Here is a 23,791-nt window from a genome sequence, read left to right on the forward strand (position 1 = left end):
AAAGGGAGGTTGGTTCAGTGATCGATGTTAATAAATTCGATAGCATGCAGATTGGCTTAGCTTCCTCCGATAAGATCCGGAGTTGGTCTTACGGGGAAGTCAAGAAGCCTGAAACAATTAACTACCGGACGTTGAAGCCCGAAAAGGATGGGCTGTTTGACGAGCGGATTTTCGGGCCAACAAAGGACTGGGAATGTGCCTGTGGAAAGTACAAGGGTATCCGGTATAAGGGTGACGTTTGCAACCGGTGTGGGGTTGAAATCACGAACGCCAAGGTTCGGCGCGAACGGATGGGCCACATTGAGTTGGCTGCACCAGTAACTCATATTTGGTACTTTAAAGGGATTCCAAGCCGGATGGGACTTGTCCTGGATATGAGCCCCCGGGCACTGGAAGAAATTATCTACTTTGCGTCGTATGTAGTTACGGATCCGGGAGAAACACCGCTTGAAAAGAAACAGCTGCTAACCGAGCAGGAGTACCGGGAAAAACGGGAAGAGTTTGGCAGCGAGTTCCAGGCTAGCATGGGAGCGGAAGCAGTGCGGACATTGTTAGCCGACGTTGACCTGGAAAAGGAATGTGCCGAATTAAAGGATGAACTGCGTGAAGCAACGGGCCAGAAGCGGACCCGGGCAGTTCGCCGGTTAGATATCCTTGAAGCATTCCTGAAGTCGGGAAACCGGCCGGAGTGGATGGTAATGGATGCTATTCCAGTAATTCCGCCTGACTTACGACCGATGGTTCAGCTTGAAGGTGGGCGGTTTGCAACGTCTGACCTTAACGACCTGTACCGGCGGGTTATTAACCGGAATAACCGGTTAAAGAAATTGCTAGACCTAAACGCCCCGGGAATCATCGTCCAAAACGAAAAGCGGATGCTGCAAGAAGCCGTTGATGCCCTGATTGATAACGGGCGGCGTGGCCGGCCAGTTACCGGCCCGGGAAACCGGCCATTAAAGTCCCTTTCCCACATGTTAAAGGGAAAGCAGGGACGGTTCCGGCAGAACCTGCTAGGAAAGCGGGTTGATTACTCCGGTCGTTCCGTTATTGATGTTGGCCCAAGCCTGCGCTTAAACCAGATGGGAATTCCGCATGAAATGGCACTTGAATTATTCAAACCATTCTTGATGCACGAATTGGAAAAGCGGGATATGGCTTCTAACATTAAGAATGCCAAGCGGAAAATTGAACGGCAGGATGACGATATTTGGGATGTTCTAGAAGATGTCATCAAGGAACACCCTGTTCTGTTGAACCGGGCACCTACATTGCACCGGCTAGGAATTCAGGCCTTTGAACCAAAGCTGGTTGATGGAAAGGCTATGCGGCTGCACCCGCTGGTATGTGAGGCTTACAATGCCGACTTTGATGGGGATCAAATGGCGATCCACGTTCCGCTGTCAGCGGAAGCTCAGGCAGAGGCCCGGCTGTTAATGCTGGCTGCTCATCATATTCTGGCACCTAAGGATGGGAAACCAATTATTTCGCCATCCCAGGATATGACGATTGGGAACTACTACATCACGACAGAAGAACGGGGTCGTGAGGGTGAAGGCATGATCTTTAAGGACGTTAACGAAGTTCGGTTAGCCTATCAAAATAACTACGTCCACCTGCACACGCGGATTGGATTGGAGACCGCTTCACTCGCTAAGCAAGGAAAGCCGTTTACTGCCTGGCAGAAGGAACGGATCATGGTAACGACGGCCGGGAAGGCAATCTTTAACGAGATTTTGCCAACCGATTTTCCGTACCTTAACGAGCCAACAGACGATAATCTGTACGGACAGGTTCCGGACAAGTACTTCCTTGAACCAGGGCAAGATATCATGGATTACATGAACAAGACGGACATTGTTCCACCATTTAAGTCTGGGTTCTTGTCGGATATCATTGCTGCCGTTTACAAGAAGTTCAAGGTGACAGAAACGTCCGAACTGCTGGACCGGATGAAGGATCTTGGGTATTTTGAATCAACAAAATCTGGATTAACCGTTGGGTTCATCGACGTAACGGAAGTTCCTGAAAAGCCAGAAATTGTGGCGGAAGCGCGGCAGAAGGTTGCAATGGTAGCTAAACAGTTCCGGCGGGGGCTTATTACGGATGACGAACGGTATAATCAGGTCATTTCAATTTGGAACGATGCTAAGGATCAGATCCAGCAGCGGCTGGTTGAAGATATTGACCCGTCTAATCCAATCCAGATGATGTCAGATTCTGGAGCGCGGGGAAACATTTCCAACTTCACGCAATTGTCTGGGATGCGTGGTTTGATGGCTGCCCCGAACGGGAAGACAATGGAGCTGCCAGTTATCTCAAACTTCCGGGAAGGATTATCCGTGATGGAAATGTTTATTTCCTCTCACGGAGCCCGGAAAGGAATGACGGACACCGCATTGAAGACGGCTAACTCTGGGTATCTGACCCGGCGGTTAGTTGATGTGGCCCAGGACGTGATTGTTCGCGAGGAGGATTGTGGCACCGACCGCGGACTGATTGTTACGGATATCCGGGACGACAACGGCGAAATCGTGGAACCACTGTACGATCGAATTCTTGGGCGGTACACGATGAAATCCATTCATGACCCAGAATCAGGCGAAACGCTTGTTCCGGCCGGTCACTTAATGGACGAAGATGACGCGCAGCGTGTCGTTGATGCGGGAATTAAGCGTGTCACGATTCGGTCAGCATTTACTTGCAATACTCGGCATGGGGTATGTAAGAAGTGCTATGGCCGGAACATGGCAACTGGGGATGCCGTTGAAGTGGGTGAAGCCGTCGGAACGGTGGCTGCCCAGTCAATTGGTGAACCAGGGACGCAGCTGACGATGCGAAACTTCCACCAAGGTGGGGTTGCCGGAGACGATATCACCCAAGGGTTACCGCGTGTCGAAGAAATCTTTGAAGCCCGGAACCCGAAAGGACGGGCAATCATTACTGAGGTTACAGGGGTAATTGACGCAATTGAGGAGAATCCGGCCGAACGGACAAAGACAATCACCGTTAAGGGTGAGACGGATACGCGGACGTATGACCTCCCGTTCACTTCTGTCTTAAAGGTCGCTGAGGGTGATGAAGTTCACCGGGGTGACCCATTAACGGTTGGTTCGATTGACCCGAAAGAACTGATTCAGGTTCGTGACACCCTTTCAACCGAAAAGTATATTTTGGCCGAAATTCAGAAGGTTTACCGGATGCAAGGGGTGGACATCGCCGATAAGCACGTTGAGGTTATGGCCCGGAAGATGTTGCGCAAGGTTCGTGTCATGGATCCGGGTGAAACTGATATGCTGCCGGGGACGCTACTTGATATCGGTGACTTTACCGATAATAACGAGCAGGCTTTGTATGCCGGTAAGACACCAGCAACGGCCCGTCCAGTCCTTCTTGGAATTACTAAGGCGTCATTGGAAACCAACAGTTTCTTATCCGCTGCATCATTCCAGGAAACAACCCGGGTACTGACGGATGCTGCTATTCGGGGCAAGAACGATCCGCTAGTTGGTTTGAAGGAAAACGTCATTATCGGGAAGCTGATTCCAGCCGGAACGGGGATGCCGAAGTACCGCAACATCGAGCCGGAAACGCCCGATGCAATTGCAACGGACAGCGTATACTCGATTTCCGACGTCGAAAGTCAGCTTAAGATGAACGATGATAATCAACCCGATTCCGTTAATTAGAACGAAATAAGGGGATAAAAAAGAGGAGCCAGGATTCCGTTATGGGAGCTGGCTTCTTTTTGTTTACCGTAAAGTTATTCACTTAGTAATGTAGACGTATAACCCGTTGGGGGAGAAGGCAACCTGGTAGTGGACGCCGTGGTTGGTAATCGTCTTAAGAGTTGTTTGTTGTTCTTTTTGGTGATCAGTGGCCCGTTTAAATGCCTGGAGAACTTGTTTACCATTCGCCCCGCATGCTTGACTAAGGGCCATAAAGGCGGTTCCAAATTGCCGGGCAGCCTGCTTATTTTTGAGATTGCGGAGGGGGATAATCATGGTTACGCCCATCAACTGGTTCTCTTGCATGTTCCCTCGCAGGGTGTAACTGGCCGTTTTAACCAAGGGATGGATGCCCTGGTGGTATGCGGGAAGCTGGGATGCACGGGCCTTTTGACGGGCTTGATTAAGGTTTTTTTGAGCCTGCTGTGTTTGCTGTAGAAGCTGTGGATTGTTTTGGGCCGCCTGGGGATTGTGTTTTAGCTGGGGAGTTGCCTGTAGTTGGTGTTGCTGTTCTGACGATAGTTGTGCCATTGTAATAACCTGGTTGTATCGCCGGGCAAACTGGCGGTAGTTTCCTAGTGGCTTAGCGGCCTTAACCGTTACCTTGTGTTGTGAGGTGTTAGGTGCACTTAGGGTAACGGTTTGTTGGTGCGTAGTTGGTGCTATTGAAACGACAAACGAATTATTGTGGATGGTAGCTGTGTGTATCGTTTCACTTCCAATCCGGTATTTGATGGTTTTGCCAGCAGCATGGCCCTTAATGGTCGCGACCATACCCGTTTGTTGGTACGTTCTTGCCGTAGTTGTAATCCGCGACTGGCAACCGGCAACAAGGCCGCTGAGGCTAAGAATCGTTGCGATGGTGATTATTAAGCGTTTATTCATGCTAACCCTCCTTCGTCCATTGTTACGTTCCCCTCAAATTGAGAATTATACAGGTCGGCGTAGAACCCATTTTGCGCTAAGAGCGTGTTGTGTGTTCCGGTTTCAACAATTTGACCGTGGTTCATCACGATAATTTGATCCGCACTTTGAATCGTAGATAGCCGGTGTGCAATTACAAAACTGGTTCGATTTTTTAAGAGCCGATTCATGGCATGTTGAATCTGCAGTTCAGTTCTAGTGTCAACACTGGAGGTGGCCTCATCAAGAATTAAAATTTCCGGATCGGCTACAAAGGCCCGGGCAATGGTTAGGAGTTGGCGTTGGCCCTGGGAAATGTTGGCTGAGCCTTCCGTTAGGACCGTTTGGTAGCCATCAGGTAGTTGACGGATAAACGCATCAGCGGAGGCTGCCTTGGCCGCGGCATAAATTTCCTCGTCGCGAGCTTCTTCCCGGCCGTATTTTAGGTTATCCCAAATGGTTCCGGTAAACAGCCAGGTATCTTGAAGCACCATTGCAAAGTGGGAACGCACCTTTTCCCGGCTCATTGTGCGAGTGTCTTGTCCGTTTAACCGAATGACCCCGTCAGTCACGTCGTAGAACCGTTCGAGGAGGTTGATGATGGTGGTCTTTCCCGCTCCGGTTGGGCCCACAATAGCCGTCATTTGTCCTGGTTTAATCGTTAGGTTGTAGTCGGTCATTAGTTCCGTAGCATTCGGATAGTGGAACCGGACGTGTTGGAATTCAATAATCCCAGCGGGCTCCTTTTCTGGGGGCATGGTGGTCGTTGGCTCTTTCATGTCCGGTTCATCGAGTACCCCAAAGACCCGCTCAGCCGACGCAATTGTCAGCTGAATGGTGTTAGCTAAGTTGGCCAGCTGCATAATTGGCTGCGAGAAGTTGGTCGAGTATTGCAGCATTGCTTGGACGTTCCCCAGTGAAATTTGGCCATGGGTGACCTCAATTCCCCCGACGATTGCCACTACCACGTAGCTAAGGTTGCTAACAAGCCGCATTAGTGGCTGCATGATACCTGAAAAGAGCTGGGCCTTCCATGATGCCTGGTAAACCTGCTCGTTTTCTCGTTCAAACCGGGTAATTACGTCCTCTTCACGGGCAAACGCCTGCACGACTTCCTGGGCGGCGTAGTTTTCTTCAATCTGGTTATTTAATAATCCCAGGTGATTTTGCTGAGCAGTAAAGTTCTTTTGTGATTGGGGGGCGATAATTCCTACCAGAATAGTGCTTACCGGAATGGCCAGGATAATTAAAAGGGTCAATTTCCAACTGATGGTCAGCATTAGCCAGAATGTTCCCACCAACTGGACAATGGCTGTTACTAACTGAGTGAGGGTTTGTTGGAGGGTTGATGAAATGTTATCCAGGTCGTTGATGGCGGTACTAATGATGTCCCCGTTATTGTGGTCGTCGTAGTAATGGACCGGCACGGTCATCATCTTATGTTTCATTTGTTTACGCATCTGGTAAACGGAGTGTTGGGCGAGTACGTTCATAATTAGGCGTTGTCCAAACGAAAGAATTGCTGCGATAACGTATAGGCTTAGGACAATTAGAAGGATGTGCTCGATCCGGGCAAAATCAATTGGCCAGTGCTTCATAGGAATTCCCGCCTTTTGCATCGCAGTTCCCTGCATAACTCCCTTAAAGATGGTTGTGGTGGCTTCTCCGAGGATCTTTGGTGTTTGAATCTGACAAACTTGACCAATTACCGCCAGGACGAGCACGATGGCGATGGTAAACAACCGGTTTTTCATGTAAATCAAAAGGCGTCCCGTTGTTTTCCAGAAGTTTTTGGGTTTTTGGACCTTACTGCGAACACTTTTCGTCACGGTGATCATCCTCCTTTCTTAATTGCGAGTAAACAATGTCCTGGTAAACGGTGTTGGTTGCCAAGAGTTCCTGGTGGGTTCCTCGGCCAATCATTTTTCCGTGATCCAACACGATGATTGGAGCGGCATCCGCTACGGTTGCAATTCGCTGACCGACGATGACGACCACGCGGTTCTTCATTCGTGGATCATGTTTAAGGGCGGCCCGCAAGCGGGCATCGGTTTGGAAGTCTAGTGCGGAAAATGAATCATCAAAAACGTAGATACTGGCGTCTTTCACCAGTGCCCGGGCAATCGCTAACCGTTGCCGTTGCCCTCCGGAGAAGTTAGCGCCTTCCTGGTCAACGGTAGCGTCAAGTTGGTCCGGCAAGGAGCGCACAAAGTCAGCTGCCTGCGCAATGGTTAAAGCGTGCCAGATTTCTTCATCCGTTGCGTCTTTATTTCCCCACAACATGTTGCTTCTAATTGTTCCGCTAAAAAGAGTCGCTTTTTGGGGGACTAGAGCAACTTGATTGCGAAGCTCGTGGAGGCTAATCGCTTGAACGGGGACCCCGTTGACCCGAATAGCACCAGCAGTTGGAGCGTAAAAACGCGGGATAAGGTTGACCAGGGAGGTTTTTCCTGAACCGGTACTTCCAATTACGGCTACCGTATCCCCGGCATAAGCGGAGAAGGTGATTCCGCTCAAAGCAGGAGCACTGCCGCCCGGGTAAGTAAACTGCACGGCGGTAAATTCCAGGGAGGCAACCTTATCTCTGATTGACGTTGGGTGCTGTGGATTAACAATTGAGCTAGTTGTGTCTAAAACGGCGTTTAGCCGTTTGGCAGAGGCTTGAGCGCGGGGAACGAGAACAAACACCATTGCAAGCCACATGAAGCTAATTAAAATCTGGGTAGCGTAAGCGATGAATGCCATCATGTTTCCGACCATCGTTGCTTGCACCGCAATGAGGCGGCTCCCCCAGTACGTGATAAGAACGTTGGTCGAACTCATAATGAGGGTTGCAATGGGGAGCATCAATGCAGTAATGCTGTATACTTTCACGGCATTTTGCGTATAATCCCGGTTAGCGTTGTCAAACCGTTCTTGTTCAAACTGGTCCTGGCGGAACGCCCGGATAACGCGCACCCCCGTTAAGCCTTCCCGGAAGACCCGGTTAACGGCGTCGAGTTTGTGTTGCATGGCCGCAAAAAGCGGGCTGGCAAAGTACACGATGATGCCGACTAGCAGGGCGAGGGCTGGAAGGACAATGATAAAGATTAGTGTTAGGGTGGGACTCTTAGCGTAGGCTAGGATGCTAGCACAGATTAACATTAACGGGGCCATCATCATTAGTCGCAGGAACATTAAGACGACGTTTTGAATCTGCATAATGTCGTTTGTTGTTCGGGTGATTAGGGATGACGTGCCGAAGTGTTCCCGTTCAGCACGGGAAGAGGTGATGACTTTTCGGAAAACAGCGCTTCGTAATCGTTGCCCGAGCTTTTGGGAACCTTGGGCAGAGAAAAAAGCGTTGGCCGCCGCCGCTCCCACACTGATTAGGGAGAAGAAGAGCATGATTATCCCAATGCGAACGATGGCATGTAAGTTCCCCCTGGCAATCCCGTTGTTGACGATGTTAGCCGTTAATGTTGGTAAATATAATAGGGTAATGACTTGGATCAGCATAAAGATAAATGACCCTACGATGGCTTTCTTGGGGAGCCGATTACGAATGAGCTTAATCATATGAATCCCTCCGTTTCACAACGCCGTTTTCTAGCCAGGATATTAACGTGTTGAATTGGTCAAGGGTTTGCTGGCGGGGATGTTCTTCCCCGCGGTAACTTGCCATGATATATAAGCGGATCCCAAAGAAAATGGTGGCGAATAACTCCTGTTGAAGTAGGGAAAGTTGATCAGCGGTAATCGCTAGGTGGTCAAGAGCGACGTTTTGTGTGGTGAGAATTGGTTTCTTGGCTAGGTGTCCCTTTTTTTGGCTGGGTTGCATTTGGTGATCGCGAAAGGTAATAAAGGTGTTTTGCCAGAAACGGTAGTACTGCGGGGATGTAATGTCGTCAAGAATAATGGGGAAGAGTTGCCGAATAGCGGCAAAGGGGTTCCCATGGTTTTCAATCTGGAAATTACGCCACTGGTTAATCCATGATGTGCGAAATTGGCCGATGATGTAGTGGTGCAAATCAAACTTATCCGCGAAGTACTGGTAAAAGCTTCCCCGGGGAATTTTCGCTTGTTTGATAATGTGGCTGATAGTTGCGTCGCTAACAGGAACACGGGAAAATTCTTGAATAGCCGCGTCAATTAAGCGGTGGCGTTTCTTCTGGGGAAGGTTTAAGAATGTTTGGGTTGGCATAAGCTCCTCCTTTAACGCTAACGTGTATTGTCGTATGACAATATGTCATACGACACAATGTCATGTTAACGCTCGGCTGAGGCGCATGTCAATTATTATCGTTGCGTTTTTCTTTAAAATAAGTTAGGATGGATCCTGATGCGATGAGTCGAGGTGGTCAGCGCTGCGGCGCACCGACCACACGTACTTGCAGGCTTTCGTACCACCGGATTGTGGGGAAGGGAATGACCGTTGTGGAGCGGTTATTCCGCTGTCTTTTAAGATGGTTCTGCGCGGGGAGCTTTTGGGCTCCCTTTTTTTTTTGTTAATAATTGTTTGGGTTTAGGATTAAATATGCTATGATTGGCCTACGTTCATTTCATAGTTAATTCCAAGGAGGTAGCTACGATGGAATGGTTATTCATCATCATTATTGTGTTGGCCGTTATTTTGATTGGCGGCTACATCGTTTTATATAACGGTCTTCAGCGGGCTAAGGTGTATACCGAAGAGGCGTGGAGCCAGATTGATGTTCAACTTCAGCGGCGAAACGATCTAATTCCTAATTTAGTTAACACGGTTAAGGGATATGCTAAGCACGAAAAGAGTACCTTTGAACAGGTTGTTCAGTTACGGAACCAGTTAGTCAACGTTCCGGCAGGTGACCATCAGCAAAAAATGGAACTCTCTAATCAGATTACTGATAGCTTAAAGTCGATCTTTGCGTTGTCAGAAAATTATCCTGATTTAAAAGCCAGCGCAGAATTTTCCCAGTTACAGGAAGAATTAAGTAATACAGAAAATAAAATTGCGTACTCCCGGCAACTCTTTAATAACCAAGCAGCTAATTTTAACCAGAAATTAGTTATGTTTCCAACGAATATCATTGCGCGGCTGAGTGGCTTAACTAAAGTTGACTACTTGCAGGCGCCGGCTGAGGCTCAGCAGGTTCCGGAAGTTAAGTTCTAGGTGGTGATGGGCCGTGTTGTTTCAGCAAATTGCGCAGAATAAACGACGGACAATTTATGTGCTTACGGCTTTTATCTTGTTAGTTGCGGCCGTGGGCGCAGCTGTTGGTGACTTATTCTTTGGAAGTATTAGTGCGGGATTAGTTGCTGCGGTGGTTTTGGGAGTCATCTATTTTATCGTTACGTGGAGTCAGTCAACCGAAATCGTCATGGATATGAACCATGCCCGGGAGGTTCATACAGCTGCTGAGTACCCGGAATTGTGGCACATAGTAGAAGATATGGCTTTGGCGGCGAACGTCCCCATGCCACGGGTGTTTATCATTGATGATCCTAGTCCCAATGCATTTGCGACGGGGAATCGACCGGAGAAAGCTGCCGTTGCGGTAACGCAGGGACTGTTAGCCCGGCTGAATCGCGAAGAATTAGAAGGGGTAATTGCCCACGAAGTTTCCCATATTCGCAACTACGATATTCGACTCCAGACCATTTCGCTCGCCTTAGTATCAGTTGTTTCTGTGCTAGTGAGTATGGGAATGCGTTTCTTTTGGTGGGGTGGCGGCCAGGGTGACCGGGATGATGAAGACAACGGGAACGGCGTATTAACAGTTGTGTTTGCCGTGGGCGCAGTGCTGGTTCTTATACTAGGGCCATTAGCAGCTTCCCTTGCGCAAATGGCACTCTCCCGGAACCGGGAATACCTGGCTGATGCCTCGGGGGTTGAACTAACCCGGAATCCGCAGGGGTTAATCAGCGCATTACAAAAGATTACTGATAGTGAACCAATGAAGGCGGCTGATGCTAGTAGTGCTGGATTATACATTGCTAACCCGTTCAAAAAGCGGTCATGGACTCATCTTTTTGACACTCACCCACCAGTGGCTGACAGAATTAAACGGTTGGAAGAAATGTAATTAAATGATTAATCGGTAAGGTAAGGAGACTGTTGCAAGAAACGCAGTCTCCTTGTTTTTGGGGTTAATTTGGCGTTAAAACGAACGGATTGAGTGGGGAAAATCAGTTGCCGTGTTTGTTGTAATTTGTGCTTTGTGTAGCTAGTAGCTTTTCATTACGCCCGGTTCGATATTGGGGGACGCGCCCTTTTTAATTGACTTTTACCGGTGAAGAGGATATAGTTAAGGCTCACTTTATCGGAGACGCGGTATGGTACAATAACGGGGAGAACGGGTGGGGAACCACCCTTGAAAAACGGAAGGAAAACATGACATGGACATGCAGTTAAGTGAGGTTGCTCAAGCACTTGCAACTCCCCAACCGGGGAATGCTGGTCAGGTGACAATCACAAGTGTGGGGTTTGATAGTCGCCAGTTAGATGCGGGATCGCTTTTTATTCCGTTGATTGGTGAGCACGATGGGCACGCGTACGTAGCGGCAGCAAAGCAGGCCGGGGCGGTAGCAACGTTATGGCAGGCTGACCACGGACCGGCTCCGGCTGATTTGCCCGCAATTGTTGTGCCGGATACGTTAGCGGCATTACACCGCCTTGCCCGGTATTACCTTAAACGGGTTAATCCGCGGGTGGTGGCCGTAACGGGGAGTAACGGGAAAACGACCACAAAAGACATGATTGCGGCGGTTCTAGGGACGACCTTTACCGTTCATAAGACAAACGCTAATTTCAATAATGAAATTGGAGTACCGATTACCGTATTGGGAATGGATGAACGGACTGAGGTGCTAGTTGTTGAGATGGGGATGGATCGCAGCGGTCAGCTTGATGCGCTGAGTAGGTTGGTTTCGCCAGACGTTGCGGTAATTACCATGATCGGAGAGGCCCACATTGAATTCTTTGGGACCCGAGAGCGTATTGCGGATGCTAAGATGGAGATTACTCACGGGCTAAAAGCGGATGGTACCTTGGTATACAACGGGGACGAGCCGTTACTACGCGCGCGGACGGCTAACCTAGTGCAGACCGTGCGTACGTTTGGAATGCAGAAAAATAACGACCTTGTTGCCCGGAAAATTGCGGGTAATGCGACGACGACAACGTTTACTGCGAGTGCATGGCCGGACGAGCCGATGACTGTTAACATGATTGGAACGTATAACGTGATGAATGCGTTAGCGGCGTTAAGCGTGGGTCAGTTGTTTAAGGTGCCGGTTGTTGATATGCGGCAGGCGTTAAGGACGTTTGCGCTTACCGCTAACCGAACAGAGTGGCGGATTGCGCCAAGTGGGATGCGTATTCTGAGTGACGTGTACAATTCTAACCCAACGGCGGTGCGTGAGGTGTTAGCGGCGTTTGCTCAGGTTCCGACAGCTGGGCGGCGGATTGCTGTTTTGGGCGATATGCTTGAGTTGGGTGAACAGGGCGTTGCCATGCATTCGGCGTTAGCTGATGCACTTGATCCTCGAAAAATCCAGCAAGTATATTTGTGCGGCAACCTGATGAAAAACCTCGCGGATGCTTTAACTGACCGTTACGGGAAAGATCAGGTTCATTGGTACCCCTTAGCACAACAACCAGTTTTAATTAGTGATTTATTGTCAACCGTGCAGGCCGATGACATCGTCTTGTTAAAGGGAAGTCACGGTATGCACCTTGAGAAGGTCTTGGCGGCGCTGATAACACCGTTAGTTGGTTAGGAGAAAAACGTGGAACAATTTGCAGATTTAGGTTTAGATCAAGAGTTACTTGCTGCGGTTGCCCGGTGTGGATATACCACACCTACTCCAATTCAGGCAAAGACCATCCCGCTGGAATTAGCAGGAACGGATGTTGTCGGTCAGGCCCAAACAGGGACCGGGAAAACGGCTGCCTTCGGGTTGGGACTTCTTCAGCGAATTAATCCGGGAAGGAATGTCGTTCAAGCGTTAATTATTGCCCCCACCCGGGAGTTAGCTAGCCAAACCCAGGAAGAGTTGTTCAAACTGGGGAAGGAGAAGTGCGCTCACGTGCAGGTTGTTTATGGGGGAGCAGATATTCGGCGACAAATTCGAAATTTACGGCGACCGCCCCAGATTTTAGTAGGAACACCGGGGCGTTTACTTGATCATCTTAACCGCCATACCGTTGATTTGAGTAACGTGCAGACGGTGGTGTTGGATGAAGCTGATGAGATGCTTGATATGGGTTTTCTGGACGATATCCGGCATATTCTTAAACATACCCCTGCTAAGCGGCAGACGTTACTATTTTCCGCAACAATGCCCCCAGCAATTATGCAGGTCAGCCAGCAGTTTATGATGCACCCGGCAATCGTAAAGGTACAGGCGCAGGAGTTGACTACGGACCTTGTTGATCAGTATTTTGTGCGGGTTCAGGAACGGGAGAAGTTTGATACCCTTACTCGGCTCTTAGACGTGCAACACCCACAGTATGCGATTATTTTTGGGCGTACTAAGCGGCGGGTAGATGAGCTTACCCGGGGATTACAAACCCGCGGCTTTAATGTAGGGGGAATCCACGGTGACTTAACACAGCAGCAACGAACACTTGTTATGCGTCAGTTTCGTGCGGGCCACTTAGCGGTTTTGGTTGCAACTGATGTTGCAGCGCGGGGCCTTGACATTTCCGCGGTGACCCACGTATATAACTATGATATTCCCCAGGATCCAGAGAGCTACGTTCATCGGATTGGGCGGACGGGCCGGGCCGGGAAACATGGGGTTGCGGTTACTTTTGTTACCGGAAATGAACGGCCATACCTCCGGGCGATTGAACAGCTTACTAACAAGCGAATGATGCCCCTTAAGCCGCCAACGCAGGATGAGGCGTTTGCGGGTCAGCTTACTCAGGCGCAGCGACAGATTCAAAAATTAGTAGCGCAAACTGATCATACTAAATACGAGGACGTTGCCCGGCACCTGTTGGCGCAAAATGATGCGGTTGATTTGGTAACTGCGTTTGTCGATGAATTAACTAAGGATCAGCAGCGGACACTCCCCGTTCGGATCACGGCGGAACGACCGCTTCCCCGGCGGCATCGTGAAGATAATCGCGGACACCGGCGCAGTGGCAAACAGCGGGGAAATTCTCCTCATAAATCTGCTAAGCAACGAACAGGGACACGGCAGGATAGTCGTCGCCGAATGGTAAGTGGATACACGATCCGTAAGAAGAAGTAATTTAGTTAAGGAGGGAACCGGATGATTTACGGAATTGGGATTGATGTTGCGCCGTTAGCCCGAATAAAGCAAGCCGCGGCTAAACGCCACTTTATTGATTACGTCCTAACTCCCCGTGAGCGTGAGCAGTATGATGCATTACCGTCAGCAAAACGCCGGATTGAATACCTTGCGGGCCGGTTCTCAGCAAAGGAATCATATAGCAAGGCGTTGGGAACGGGAATTGGCAAGTGCGTGGGCTTTCACGACCTTACTATTTTAAATGACGAGGCGGGCAAGCCATACTTTGCCGTTCATCCCCGAAAAGGAATGTTATTCGCTCACGTCAGCATTACACATACGGATGAGTTGGCGGGAACAGAAGTAATTCTTGAACGAAACGGAGGGGAAAGTAAGTGATTATTGGAAAGCACCGGAACTCAAAAGCGATTGTTGATTTAAGGGCGATTAAGGATAATATCCGGCAGGAACGGTCCCGGATGGCGGCAGATCAGTCATTGTTTGCGGTAGTTAAGGCCAATGCTTATGGTTACGGGTTGTTGCCGGTGGCCCAAGCAGCCGTGGAAGCAGGCGTTGATGGCTTTTGTGTTGCGGTTATTGACGAGGGAGTTGCCCTCCGAAATGCGGGGATTACTAAAACGATTTTGGTTCTTGGCGTAACGTCGGCTAATACTGCGGTATACAGTGCAATGCACGATCTCTCCGTTACGGTTGCCAGTACTGCTTTTTTAACCGCCGCACAATCGCTGTTAGCACGGGAACACCGGCGATTAAAGGTGCACCTGGCGCTTGATTCAGGAATGGGGCGGATTGGCTTTACCAGCGCAGACGAACTCCAAAAAGCTCTGCGGTTTATTGCAGCCCACTCCCAGGAATTTGACCTGGAAGGGATCTTTACCCACTTTGCAACGGCGGACGATCCGAATCCGGCTTACTACGAGCAGCAGATGACGCGGTTTAAGGAATTAATGGCAGCTGTTCCGGTTATTCCCCGGTTTATCCACGTTGCTAATTCTGCAGCTGCGTTGTGGCACAGAGAATGTGGCGGCAATGCAATTCGGTTAGGGGTGGCAATGTACGGAATGAATCCTGCGGGAACGGCTCAGGCAATGCCGGCGGGATTTCACTCAGCCCTGACCCTTGAGAGTGAGCTTGTTTTTGTTAAGCAAATTAACCCGGGAGATTCGGTTGGATACGGGAAGACTTATACGGCACAACGGCATGAATGGATTGGTACAGTGCCGATGGGGTATGCCGATGGGTGGCTTCGGCGAATGCAGGGGTCGCAGGTATTGGTTGATGGCCATTTTTGCGAGATTGTTGGGCGTGTATGTATGGATCAGTTTATGATTCGGCTACCTCACGCTTATCCCCAGGGAACGCGGGTTACGTTAATCGGGGAAAATAACGGGAGCGTGATTACCCCGCAAGACGTTGCTGACTACGCGCACACAATTAACTACGAAATTACATGTTGTTTATCAGATCGAATTAAACGGGAATACCGTGAATAAAAGAACCTTGACTGGCGTGCCGTTCCGTGGTTTATTATGGAATTGGAGAACTTGATAAGGGACAGAGGCGCCATGACTGAATACGGACAAAATAATAATCAAGCAGATATTACGGGTTACAAGCATTTAGCGGAATATTGTGATTTTTATGGGGTTACACGAGAGGATTTAATGACACACCCGGAATATGTGGCTCATATTTTAAAGTACCAGCCATACCTGGAACAATTGATTACTGGGTATGGAGCAATGGGGATAATTAATCGACCGATTGCGGAGGAAATTCAGCAAGAAGAGGTTACGGATCCCTGGCAAATTTAAGGTTACGGTAATTGGGGGATTTTAATTGACAGAGAATAGCGTGAAGCGGGGCGATGTCTTCTTCGCAAATCTTTCACCAGTTGTTGGTTCGGAGCAAGGAGGAAGCCGGCCAGTATTGGTGATTCAGAATAACATTGGTAATAAGTATAGTCCAACAGTAGTTGTTGCGGCAATTACTTCCCGGATCACGAAGCCGCGAATGATAACGCATGTTGCCTTGGAGGCTAAGAAAACCGGGCTTGAACGGAATTCCGTTGTGTTACTTGAACAAATTCGGACAATTGATAAGCAACGGTTGGCAGAGCGGGTAACCCACCTGGATTCACGGGTGATGCACGACGTTGATGAAGCGTTAAAGGTGAGCGTAGGGTTAGTACGGTTACATACCGGAAAATCGCGGGAACATTGAGTGTTTTGCCGCGCTTTTTTACCGTTGAAATAAAGTTAGCCCCAATAATAGTAAGGATGATGAAAGATGTGGCGAGTACAAATAAACGCAGATCAACCGCTTCGAGGGAATTCAGGGACAGTGACGGTCGAATTGGGAGTTCTTCCGGTTCCCGGGGATACATTAATTGTGGGGGATGGTAATGCCCAGTGGCGGGTAGCGGAACGGACAATTATTGTTCATGATGCGGCTCACCCCAAAAAAGAATACGTGGATGCTGTCCTCCGGGTAACGCGAATTTAGTGTGCTATTCCCGGAGATTTTCGATTTCAGGAACGTCAAAGTGTTTCCGTTTAAGGTTCGCTACAATTTTATTAAGTTTCGTTGGGGTGACATCGGCCGGCAGGGTAAACATTGTGCGACGGGGTTCCCCGTCCGTTCGAATATCAAGTGTCATACAGCTTGCGATGGCGGTGTACTTCGTGATGATTTTAGCGATGCTAACAAGGTCACCTCGTTCGTCTGGCGAAGTGACCGTTAGGACGTAGCTACCAATGTCAACGTTCCACGATTGGGAGAGCATTTTAAGGAGCCGGTTATGGGTGAGAATCCCGTAAAACCGGTTATTTTCATCTAAAACGGTAATGTATGGCAGGTCACGGATAGCGAAGAAGACCGTAAAAAACTGGGAGTTTAGGGTGACAAACTTTGTTGCATTTTTCAGCAAGTGGGTTACGGGGAGCTGCATATCACCGTTGCGAGATTTATGCCGGTAGATATGCATTTTATAGATGTTTCCGCGGTAGATATTCCCCGTTGCGTCAAGGATTGGAACACAGCGAAACCCGGATGTTTCCAAAATGGTGAGCGCTTCCGCTAACGTTGCGTCCTCCTTGACAGTTGTAAGTTTGTTCTTCGGCTTAATGAGGTCCTTCATTAGCATGGTTTATCCTCCCGGTACCTTAATTTCCCGTCTACCATACCATAAAAAACGCCTTATGAGACGGGTAAATTAAAAAGCGTCCTGTAATTCTGGCAATGAAGTTCATTGTGCCAGGGAAACAGGACGCTTTTGGCCTTTAATTAACGGGTATTAATCGGGAATACCGGCTTCTTTAAGTGCATCGTCTAAGACACCACGGAGGACCGTTGCGGAATGTTGCAGTTGAGCGCGCTCTTCGGTACTGAGATCCATTTCGATAATTTCTTCCAGTCCATTTCCACCAACGACACTCGGAACCCCCGTAAAGACGTTGTGAATGCCATACTGGCCGTCTAAGTAAGCGGACGTAATGATTACGCTTTGCTCATCGTTGAGAATGGCTTTGCATAGCCGGGCTGTAGCTGCACCAATGCCGTAGAAGGTTGCGCCTTTTTTGGCAATGATGGTCCCTCCCTTATGTTTAACGTCTTCTTCGATTTCGTGTAAACGACTAGTAGAAACGCCCTTTGCTGAAGCATATGTTAACAGCGGCGTGCCCCCAATGGTTGCGGCGGAGTATGCTGCAACTTGGGAATCACCGTGTTCTCCGAGGACGTATGCATGAACTGACCGGGCATCGGCAAGCCCTAATTCCTTAGCAAGGGCAACCCGAATCCGGGAACTATCAAGGGCGGTTCCTGCTCCAACGACCCGTTCCTTCGGGAATCCGGAAAGCTTCCACGTTGCGTACGTAAGAACATCAACGGGGTTCGCCACAACAACAAAGATACCATTAAATCCGGATTGGACAACCGGATCAACGATTGACTTTAAAATTGTGAGGTTTTTCCCAACTAACTGTAAGCGGGTCTCTCCGGGTTTCCGGGGAACACCGGCCGTGATAATCACCAGATCAGCGTCCTTACAATCAGCATAGTCGGCAGCATAGATGCTTTTGGGAGCGCTAATAGCCGTGGCGTCTTCCAGGTCAATGGCGTCACCGTAGCTGTGATCCTTCTTGATGTCGATGATTCCAAGTTCGGCCCCGATTCCTTCGAGGGTGAGGGCGTAAGCAATCGTGGAGCCGACTGCGCCGTCACCCACGAGCATAATTTTTGAATGGTGCTTGTTCATAGTGCGTCCTTCCTTCTATTAAGTAAGTATTTGTGACTGTTATCACTAGTCATAATGTACCATGCTTTAATTCCCGCGACAAGCAAAAAGAAAACGGTTTCGCTATCAATGGATCATCCGAAGACTTACGCGCCGTTGTATAATAAATGTACATAATAATGAGTCGCCCGCGGCACGGTTGTGTCTGGGCTTTTTGTGTAGGCAGTTAAAATTGGAGGAGTTATGGATGAAAATGATTGTCGGTCTGGGAAATATCGGGCAACAATATACGGGAACGCGGCATAATGTTGGTTTCATGGTAATTGATGAACTGGCGGCGCGGAATGACGTTGCGATTAACCGTGTGCAGGGGGATGCATTAATGGGAACTGCCCATATCGCTGGCGAGCGGGTTTTGCTGGCAAAGCCAACGACATACATGAACGAGTCGGGACGAGCTGTCCGGCAGTTAATGGATTATTACAAGGTAACTCGTGACGAATTAATGATCATTCAAGATGATATGGATATGGAACTAGGACGGTTACGCTTCCGGGCGAAGGGGTCGGCTGGCGGCCATAACGGCATTAAAAGTATTATTGCTCACGTTGGTGGGCAGGACTTTAAGCGCTTGAAGTTGGGAATTGGCCACCCCACGAAGGTGACGGTGGTTGATTGGGTGCTTTCTCGGTTTAGTGTTCCTGAACGGATTACTTTTGACGAGACAGTTACCAGGGCCGTTGATGGGTTGCAGGAGTGGATTTTAACGGGCGACTTTAACCAAATAATGAATCAGTATAACGGGTAGGAGGCTGGATTGTGAAGATTACAACGCTGTTAGAACAAAATAAGGATATCCGTCATTGGTTGGCAAACCTTAATAAGGGGCGGCGGCATATGATAACCGGATTGACGGGATCAGCTAAAACGCTTCTTCTAGCAGCGGCTTTTCGCCAATCCCAGCGTCCCATGGTGGTTGTATGCGATCAACTCTTTAGGGCCCAACAACTTGTTGATGACCTCCAAAACGTCGTAGCTCCTGATTCTGTGTTTCTTTTTCCGTTTGAAGAGGTACTGGCAGCTGAGATGGCAACCAGTTCACCGGAGTTTCGGGCGCAGCGAATTCAGGCGCTAAACGCGTTGATGACCGGGGAACCGCGAATCGTTGTGGCCGCAGTGGCGGGAATGCGGCACTATCTTCCAGCTCCAGCGACTTGGCAGGCGGCCCACATTACCATTACTGTGGGTGATGATCTTGATTTGGAGGCAACGGTTGCCCAGTTAACCAGGATGGGATACCAGCGAGAACAAATGGTTGGCCGCCCGGGTGATTTTGCAGTGCGGGGATCAATTTTGGACGTTTATCCTTTAAATTTACCCCATCCAGTACGGATTGATTTGTTTGATACTGAGGTTGATTCACTCCGTACGTTTGATGAAACTAACCAACGAAGCATCGCGAACACCACAACGGTGACCATTTCACCGGCGACAACGTTACTTGCTTCTGATGAAGTGGTGGAACAGGTGGTTACTGAACTGCAAAAAAGACAGCGTGAGGCGGCGGATGAGGCAGTTACCCAGCAGGTGGTGCAATTACTTCCAGGATTACAAGCGCATGCGCTCACCCCAGCGCACTTAGTTTTGGGACCGCAGTTGTTTCCTGACCACAACACGTTAGTGGATTATCTGCCGGATGACGGTTTAGTTGTTTTTGATGACTACGCTCGGATTACTGATTATGAGCAAGAACTCGTTACTGACGAGCAGGAGTGGGTTAATAGCCACCCTCTTCTCCCGCAGAATGAGCGGTTCGGAGTGGCAATCCGGAACCTTGAACAAACTAATGGGCACTATGAGCTCTTTGTTACCGGGTTGGAACGTAGTGTTGGTCATTTACGGTTTAGCCAGTTGGTAAATGCTCAAACCCGACTGGTTCAACGATTTTACGGGCAAATGCCGGCACTAAAGGCAGAATTGGACCGGTGGTGTCATGAACACCAGACCGTAGTTTTGCTTGTTCCAGAACGGGAGCGGCGGGATAAAGTGATGGCGACCCTCGCTGACTTTGAGGTTGCTGCTTTTAAAACCACTCCGAATAACGTGCAGCCAGGAAAGGTCCAGGTTGTTGCAGGAGAACTAGCAACGGGGTTTGAAATGTTTTCTGCGGGAGTAGTTGTGCTAACAGCCAGTGAGTTGTTCGCCAAGGTAACCCATCACCGTGCAAAACGGGCAACGATGGCCAATACGGAACGGTTGAAGGCATACACCGACCTGAAAAAGGGGGACTATGTGGTTCACGTTAACCATGGGATAGGGCGGTACATGGGCATGAAGACGATGACCGTTGACGGAAAGCACCAGGATTACATGACAATCATGTACCGGGGCGATGACCAATTATTTATCCCCGTTACCCAACTTGATCGGGTTCAAAAGTATGTGGCGGCAGATGCTAAACCACCACATATTAATAAACTTGGTGGAACCGAGTGGCAGAAGACGAAGAGACGGGTTGCGGCGAAGGTTGAAGATATTGCTGATGACTTAATTGACCTGTACGCTGAGCGGGCGGCTAAGCGCGGGTTTGCGTTTTCCCCAGATGATGCTAATCAACGTGAGTTTGACGATGCTTTTCCGTATGCTGAAACGGCCGACCAGCTCCGGAGTATTAAGGAAGTTAAGCGTGATATGGAACGGGAACGGCCGATGGATCGCCTGTTGATTGGTGATGTCGGTTACGGGAAAACCGAAGTAGCACTCCGGGCGGCGTATAAGGCTGTCTTAGACGGTAAGCAAGTTGCGTTTCTTGTACCAACTACTGTTTTGGCCCAACAGCACTACGAGACGATGAAACAGCGGTTTAAGAACTTCGCCGTTTCGGTCGGCGTGCTTTCCCGGTTTACAACCACTAAGGGAGCCCACCACTTGTTGGCTGACCTTCAAACTGGAAAACTCGATATTATTGTAGGAACTCACCGCCTCCTGTCAAAGGACGTTCACTTTCATGACCTGGGATTGTTGATTATTGATGAAGAGCAGCGGTTTGGCGTTAAGCATAAGGAACGGCTTAAGCAAATGAAGGCCACCGTGGATGTTTTGACGTTAACGGCGACCCCGATTCCCCGAACACTCAACATGGCAATGCTTGGGGTGCGGGATTTATCTGTAATCGAGACTGCACCGCTTAACCGCTATCCGATTCAGACGTACGTGTTGGAACAGAACTACGATGTAATTGTTGCGGGGATTCGGCGGGAGCTAGCCCGGGGTGGGCAGGTTTTTTACCTGCATAACCGGGTACATGATATTGAACGGGTAGTTACGGAATTAGAAGCACTGGTTCCCGAAGCACGGATTGCTGCGATTCATGGCCAAATGCCAGAACCCCAAATTGAACGTATTTTAATGGATTTTTTGGCAGGCGAATATGATGTTTTGGTGACGACTACTATTATTGAAACTGGTATTGATATGCCAAACGTGAATACGTTATTTGTTGAGGATGCTGACCGGATGGGATTAGCCCAGCTCTACCAGTTGCGGGGACGGGTTGGCCGGTCAAGCCGAATTGCGTACGCATACTTTATGTACCAACCAAATAAGGCGTTATCCGAGGTGAGTGAAAAGCGGCTTGAGGCTATCCGGGACTTTACTGAACTAGGGGCGGGTTTTAAGATTGCCATGCGGGATCTTTCGATTCGTGGAGCCGGAAACCTTTTGGGACGGGAGCAACACGGGTTTATTGATTCGGTTGGGTACGATCTTTATACCCAGATGTTGAATGAGGCGGTGGCCCGGAAGCAGGGGCACCAGCCTGAACGTCGGACAAACCCGGAAATTAACCTTGAAATCGAGGCGTACATTCCGGCAGACTATATTAGTGACCAGCAGCAAAAGATTGAGATGTACAAGCGAATCCGGCAGTTAACGGGAATCGACGAGTACCGGGAGATTCAGGATGATTTAATTGATCGTTTCGGTGAATACCCAGATGCGGTCGCTAATTTGCTAGAAGTCGGCGTGTTACGCATGAACGCAGCGGCAGCCCTTGTTACGGCAATTGATCAAAAAGATAAGCGGATTACGGTGACCTTTGATTCAGCGATTGATCACCTGTTGACGGCTAAGCAGTTGTTGCAGGCGGTCGCCCAAACTCACCTGCACGCTGTCTTAGATGAACGCGCTGGGCATCTAGGAGTGCGGTTTGTAATTCAGCCCCGGATGACGATGACGCAAGTGCTAACGGAATTACAATCCTTTATGCAGGCGGTCGCTCAGGTAGTAACGGTTAAGCAGTCCCCGGATCAAGGTAGAAACGATAAGAATGAGCATGATTAGTTAGAAGAGGAGTGGATAAAATGCGGTTGGATAAGTACTTAAAGGTGGCTCGGATTATTAAGCGGCGGGCGGTTGCAAAGGAGATTGCTGATCAGGGACGGATTACAATTAATCAAAAACCAGCCAAATCATCGAGCAGTGTAGCAGTTGGTGATGAACTTGTAATTAATTTTGGAAATAAAACGTTAACCGTTGAAATAACAGGAATTAAAGATTCAACTAAGAAGAGTGATGCGGCTGATTTATACCGTGTGATTTCGGAAAGCTACAAGGAAGATTTTGGTTCGTTCAATGAGGAAAGTTAGCAGGAGTAGTTAGACAACCCTGGGACTTCTTGGTATAATTTTTCACTAGAAGTAGCCGGGATTACGGGGGTGGAAGCGAGTGGCAAAGCGCTCAAAAATTAAGGTGCTCGACAACGCTTATTTTCAGCAAAAGAAGCAAGAAAATGCGGCAAATGAACGGCAGTCTCGTGGAACGCGGTTTCGAATGGGGCTGTTAGCAATTGTTGTTGCAATTGTTACCTTTTTTTGTGGTATCCGGATTGTTCAGGCGGAAGTTGAAACTCACCAGGTGAACAAGCAAACGACGGTGGCAAAGCAAAAGCTTCAACGGGTAAAGGCCCGGAATGCTAGCCTTAGCCAACAAGTTCAGCAGCTCAGTAATAACGACTATGTACAAAAGGTAATTCGCCAACGGTATAATTACACTAAGAAGGGCGAAACGGTTTACAACCTTCCGCAAACGAATGTATCGAATAATAATTAGGTAATGATACGGGATTTTCCCGTGGAGAACGGAATGTTTAGGAGGAGCAAGTCTTTTTATGGCGATTGAAGTTGGACAAAAGGTAACGGGCAAGGTCACGGGGATTACTAATTTTGGAGCATTTGTTGATCTTGGTGATAATCAGACCGGACTGGTACACATTAGTGAAGTTTCGGATAAATACGTTAAGGATGTCCATGATGTTCTAACGGAGGGCGACGAAGTCACCGTTAAGGTGTTAAGTGTTGGTGATGACGGGAAAATTGGCTTGTCCATCCGAAAGGCGGTTGATCGACCGCAACAAAACCGGCATGAGCATGATCATCATCGGGGTGGTCAGACCCGTGGAGGGGCTTTTCGTGGCCGGAAGCGGTCTGGTGGGAACAAGGACTTCGATTCGATGATGGCTAACTTCCTAAAGGAAAGTGAATCCCGGTTGGCGACGATTAAGCATAATACTGAGGGAAAACGCGGTGGTCGTGGCGGTCGCCGGAGTTAGAACGAACGTAAACATGATGAAGGGCTTGCGGATCATTGGTGGTCAACGGCCCTTATTTTTTAGCGGTTAATGTGG

Annotated in this window: 21 protein-coding genes; 15 read left to right on the top strand and 6 right to left on the bottom strand. The window is 49.1% G+C overall.

All coding sequences use genetic code 11. The features are described 5' to 3' along the window. The first annotated feature begins 17 nt into the window (after positions 1 to 17). Positions 18 to 3,686, top strand: a complete 3,669-nt coding sequence (gene rpoC, locus ACI3EZ_RS05870) for a DNA-directed RNA polymerase subunit beta' (protein ID WP_405024639.1) — start codon at positions 18 to 20, stop codon at positions 3,684 to 3,686. Positions 3,687 to 3,764: 78 nt separating this feature from the next. Here rpoC and ACI3EZ_RS05875 read toward each other — a convergent pair whose 3' ends face one another. From ACI3EZ_RS05875 to ACI3EZ_RS05890, 4 genes are read right to left on the bottom strand one after another with little or no spacing between them, the layout of a single operon-like run. Continuing rightward, positions 3,765 to 4,610 carry a hypothetical protein gene (locus ACI3EZ_RS05875; protein WP_405025814.1) on the bottom strand — a complete coding sequence of 282 codons (846 nt, stop codon included), beginning with the start codon at positions 4,608 to 4,610 and terminating at the stop codon, positions 3,765 to 3,767. Then, positions 4,607 to 6,457, bottom strand: coding sequence for an ABC transporter ATP-binding protein (locus ACI3EZ_RS05880; protein WP_405025815.1), 1,851 nt, complete (start codon positions 6,455 to 6,457; stop codon positions 4,607 to 4,609). Before ACI3EZ_RS05880 ends, ACI3EZ_RS05875 begins: the two co-directional genes overlap by 4 nt. Then, positions 6,435 to 8,186, bottom strand: coding sequence for an ABC transporter ATP-binding protein (locus tag ACI3EZ_RS05885; RefSeq protein ID WP_405024636.1), 1,752 nt, complete (start codon positions 8,184 to 8,186; stop codon positions 6,435 to 6,437). Before ACI3EZ_RS05885 ends, ACI3EZ_RS05880 begins: the two co-directional genes overlap by 23 nt. Then, a complete protein-coding gene (locus ACI3EZ_RS05890) occupies positions 8,179 to 8,811 on the bottom strand; it encodes a TetR family transcriptional regulator (RefSeq protein WP_405025816.1) in 633 nt (210 codons plus the stop codon). The genes ACI3EZ_RS05885 and ACI3EZ_RS05890 overlap by 8 nt, the downstream gene beginning before the upstream one ends. A 387-nt stretch (positions 8,812 to 9,198) precedes the next feature. On the opposite strand from ACI3EZ_RS05890, the gene ACI3EZ_RS05895 reads away from it, so the two are divergent. From ACI3EZ_RS05895 to ACI3EZ_RS05935, 9 genes are all read left to right on the top strand, one after another. Then, on the top strand, positions 9,199 to 9,759 hold the full coding sequence (locus ACI3EZ_RS05895) for a LemA family protein (RefSeq protein ID WP_405025817.1): 561 nt from the start codon (positions 9,199 to 9,201) through the stop codon (positions 9,757 to 9,759). A gap of 13 nt (positions 9,760 to 9,772) precedes the next feature. Continuing rightward, the gene (gene htpX / locus ACI3EZ_RS05900) at positions 9,773 to 10,672 is read left to right on the top strand and encodes a zinc metalloprotease HtpX (RefSeq protein WP_405024633.1); all 900 of its coding nucleotides are present in this window, start codon (positions 9,773 to 9,775) and stop codon (positions 10,670 to 10,672) included. A gap of 313 nt (positions 10,673 to 10,985) precedes the next feature. Continuing rightward, complete coding sequence (murF, locus tag ACI3EZ_RS05905) at positions 10,986 to 12,368, top strand: UDP-N-acetylmuramoyl-tripeptide--D-alanyl-D-alanine ligase (RefSeq protein ID WP_405025818.1); 1,383 nt, start codon at positions 10,986 to 10,988, stop codon at positions 12,366 to 12,368. A gap of 9 nt (positions 12,369 to 12,377) precedes the next feature. Beyond that, the gene (locus ACI3EZ_RS05910) at positions 12,378 to 13,850 is read left to right on the top strand and encodes a DEAD/DEAH box helicase (protein WP_405025819.1); all 1,473 of its coding nucleotides are present in this window, start codon (positions 12,378 to 12,380) and stop codon (positions 13,848 to 13,850) included. Between the two features lie 21 nt (positions 13,851 to 13,871). Next, positions 13,872 to 14,249: a holo-ACP synthase gene (acpS, locus tag ACI3EZ_RS05915; protein WP_405025820.1), complete on the top strand. Its 378-nt coding sequence runs from the start codon at positions 13,872 to 13,874 to the stop codon at positions 14,247 to 14,249. Further along, positions 14,246 to 15,364, top strand: a complete 1,119-nt coding sequence (alr, locus tag ACI3EZ_RS05920; RefSeq protein WP_405025821.1) for an alanine racemase — start codon at positions 14,246 to 14,248, stop codon at positions 15,362 to 15,364. The genes acpS and alr overlap by 4 nt, the downstream gene beginning before the upstream one ends. A gap of 72 nt (positions 15,365 to 15,436) precedes the next feature. Further along, positions 15,437 to 15,685, top strand: coding sequence for a hypothetical protein (locus ACI3EZ_RS05925; protein WP_405024628.1), 249 nt, complete (start codon positions 15,437 to 15,439; stop codon positions 15,683 to 15,685). A 25-nt stretch (positions 15,686 to 15,710) separates the two neighbouring features. Next, positions 15,711 to 16,094 carry a type II toxin-antitoxin system PemK/MazF family toxin gene (locus ACI3EZ_RS05930; protein ID WP_405025822.1) on the top strand — a complete coding sequence of 128 codons (384 nt, stop codon included), beginning with the start codon at positions 15,711 to 15,713 and terminating at the stop codon, positions 16,092 to 16,094. 66 nt (positions 16,095 to 16,160) lie between these two features. Then, positions 16,161 to 16,376 carry a hypothetical protein gene (locus tag ACI3EZ_RS05935; RefSeq protein WP_405025823.1) on the top strand — a complete coding sequence of 72 codons (216 nt, stop codon included), beginning with the start codon at positions 16,161 to 16,163 and terminating at the stop codon, positions 16,374 to 16,376. 4 nt (positions 16,377 to 16,380) lie between these two features. Here ACI3EZ_RS05935 and cbpA read toward each other — a convergent pair whose 3' ends face one another. Then, positions 16,381 to 17,016: a cyclic di-AMP binding protein CbpA gene (gene cbpA / locus ACI3EZ_RS05940; RefSeq protein WP_405024625.1), complete on the bottom strand. Its 636-nt coding sequence runs from the start codon at positions 17,014 to 17,016 to the stop codon at positions 16,381 to 16,383. A gap of 150 nt (positions 17,017 to 17,166) precedes the next feature. Further along, positions 17,167 to 18,129 carry an L-lactate dehydrogenase gene (locus ACI3EZ_RS05945; protein WP_405025824.1) on the bottom strand — a complete coding sequence of 321 codons (963 nt, stop codon included), beginning with the start codon at positions 18,127 to 18,129 and terminating at the stop codon, positions 17,167 to 17,169. A 226-nt stretch (positions 18,130 to 18,355) separates the two neighbouring features. On the opposite strand from ACI3EZ_RS05945, the gene pth reads away from it, so the two are divergent. The 5 genes from pth (at position 18,356) to ACI3EZ_RS05970 (ending at position 23,716) form a co-directional block, all read left to right on the top strand. Beyond that, the gene (pth, locus tag ACI3EZ_RS05950) at positions 18,356 to 18,916 is read left to right on the top strand and encodes an aminoacyl-tRNA hydrolase (RefSeq protein ID WP_405024623.1); all 561 of its coding nucleotides are present in this window, start codon (positions 18,356 to 18,358) and stop codon (positions 18,914 to 18,916) included. Between the two features lie 11 nt (positions 18,917 to 18,927). Then, positions 18,928 to 22,449: a transcription-repair coupling factor gene (gene mfd, locus ACI3EZ_RS05955; RefSeq protein ID WP_405025825.1), complete on the top strand. Its 3,522-nt coding sequence runs from the start codon at positions 18,928 to 18,930 to the stop codon at positions 22,447 to 22,449. Between the two features lie 20 nt (positions 22,450 to 22,469). After that, positions 22,470 to 22,754, top strand: coding sequence for an RNA-binding S4 domain-containing protein (locus ACI3EZ_RS05960; protein ID WP_405024621.1), 285 nt, complete (start codon positions 22,470 to 22,472; stop codon positions 22,752 to 22,754). 79 nt (positions 22,755 to 22,833) lie between these two features. Beyond that, the gene (locus ACI3EZ_RS05965; RefSeq protein WP_405024620.1) at positions 22,834 to 23,217 is read left to right on the top strand and encodes a septum formation initiator family protein; all 384 of its coding nucleotides are present in this window, start codon (positions 22,834 to 22,836) and stop codon (positions 23,215 to 23,217) included. A 58-nt stretch (positions 23,218 to 23,275) separates the two neighbouring features. Beyond that, positions 23,276 to 23,716, top strand: a complete 441-nt coding sequence (locus ACI3EZ_RS05970) for a S1 domain-containing RNA-binding protein (RefSeq protein ID WP_405024619.1) — start codon at positions 23,276 to 23,278, stop codon at positions 23,714 to 23,716. Positions 23,717 to 23,791 lie beyond the last annotated feature (75 nt).

It is taken from the genome of Ligilactobacillus sp. LYQ60 (assembly GCF_045033015.1).
Classification (GTDB): domain Bacteria; phylum Bacillota; class Bacilli; order Lactobacillales; family Lactobacillaceae; genus Ligilactobacillus.

Coding starts and splice junctions, on each gene's coding strand:
- ACI3EZ_RS05875 (WP_405025814.1), bottom strand. CDS start 4,610: ATGAATAAACGCTTAATAATCACCATCGCAACGATTCTTAGCCTCAGC.
- ACI3EZ_RS05885 (WP_405024636.1), bottom strand. CDS start 8,186: ATGATTAAGCTCATTCGTAATCGGCTCCCCAAGAAAGCCATCGTAGGG.
- ACI3EZ_RS05890 (WP_405025816.1), bottom strand. CDS start 8,811: ATGCCAACCCAAACATTCTTAAACCTTCCCCAGAAGAAACGCCACCGC.
- ACI3EZ_RS05895 (WP_405025817.1), top strand. CDS start 9,199: ATGGAATGGTTATTCATCATCATTATTGTGTTGGCCGTTATTTTGATT.
- murF (WP_405025818.1), top strand. CDS start 10,986: ATGGACATGCAGTTAAGTGAGGTTGCTCAAGCACTTGCAACTCCCCAA.
- acpS (WP_405025820.1), top strand. CDS start 13,872: ATGATTTACGGAATTGGGATTGATGTTGCGCCGTTAGCCCGAATAAAG.
- ACI3EZ_RS05925 (WP_405024628.1), top strand. CDS start 15,437: ATGACTGAATACGGACAAAATAATAATCAAGCAGATATTACGGGTTAC.
- ACI3EZ_RS05935 (WP_405025823.1), top strand. CDS start 16,161: ATGTGGCGAGTACAAATAAACGCAGATCAACCGCTTCGAGGGAATTCA.
- cbpA (WP_405024625.1), bottom strand. CDS start 17,016: ATGCTAATGAAGGACCTCATTAAGCCGAAGAACAAACTTACAACTGTC.
- ACI3EZ_RS05945 (WP_405025824.1), bottom strand. CDS start 18,129: ATGAACAAGCACCATTCAAAAATTATGCTCGTGGGTGACGGCGCAGTC.
- pth (WP_405024623.1), top strand. CDS start 18,356: ATGAAAATGATTGTCGGTCTGGGAAATATCGGGCAACAATATACGGGA.
- ACI3EZ_RS05960 (WP_405024621.1), top strand. CDS start 22,470: ATGCGGTTGGATAAGTACTTAAAGGTGGCTCGGATTATTAAGCGGCGG.
- ACI3EZ_RS05970 (WP_405024619.1), top strand. CDS start 23,276: ATGGCGATTGAAGTTGGACAAAAGGTAACGGGCAAGGTCACGGGGATT.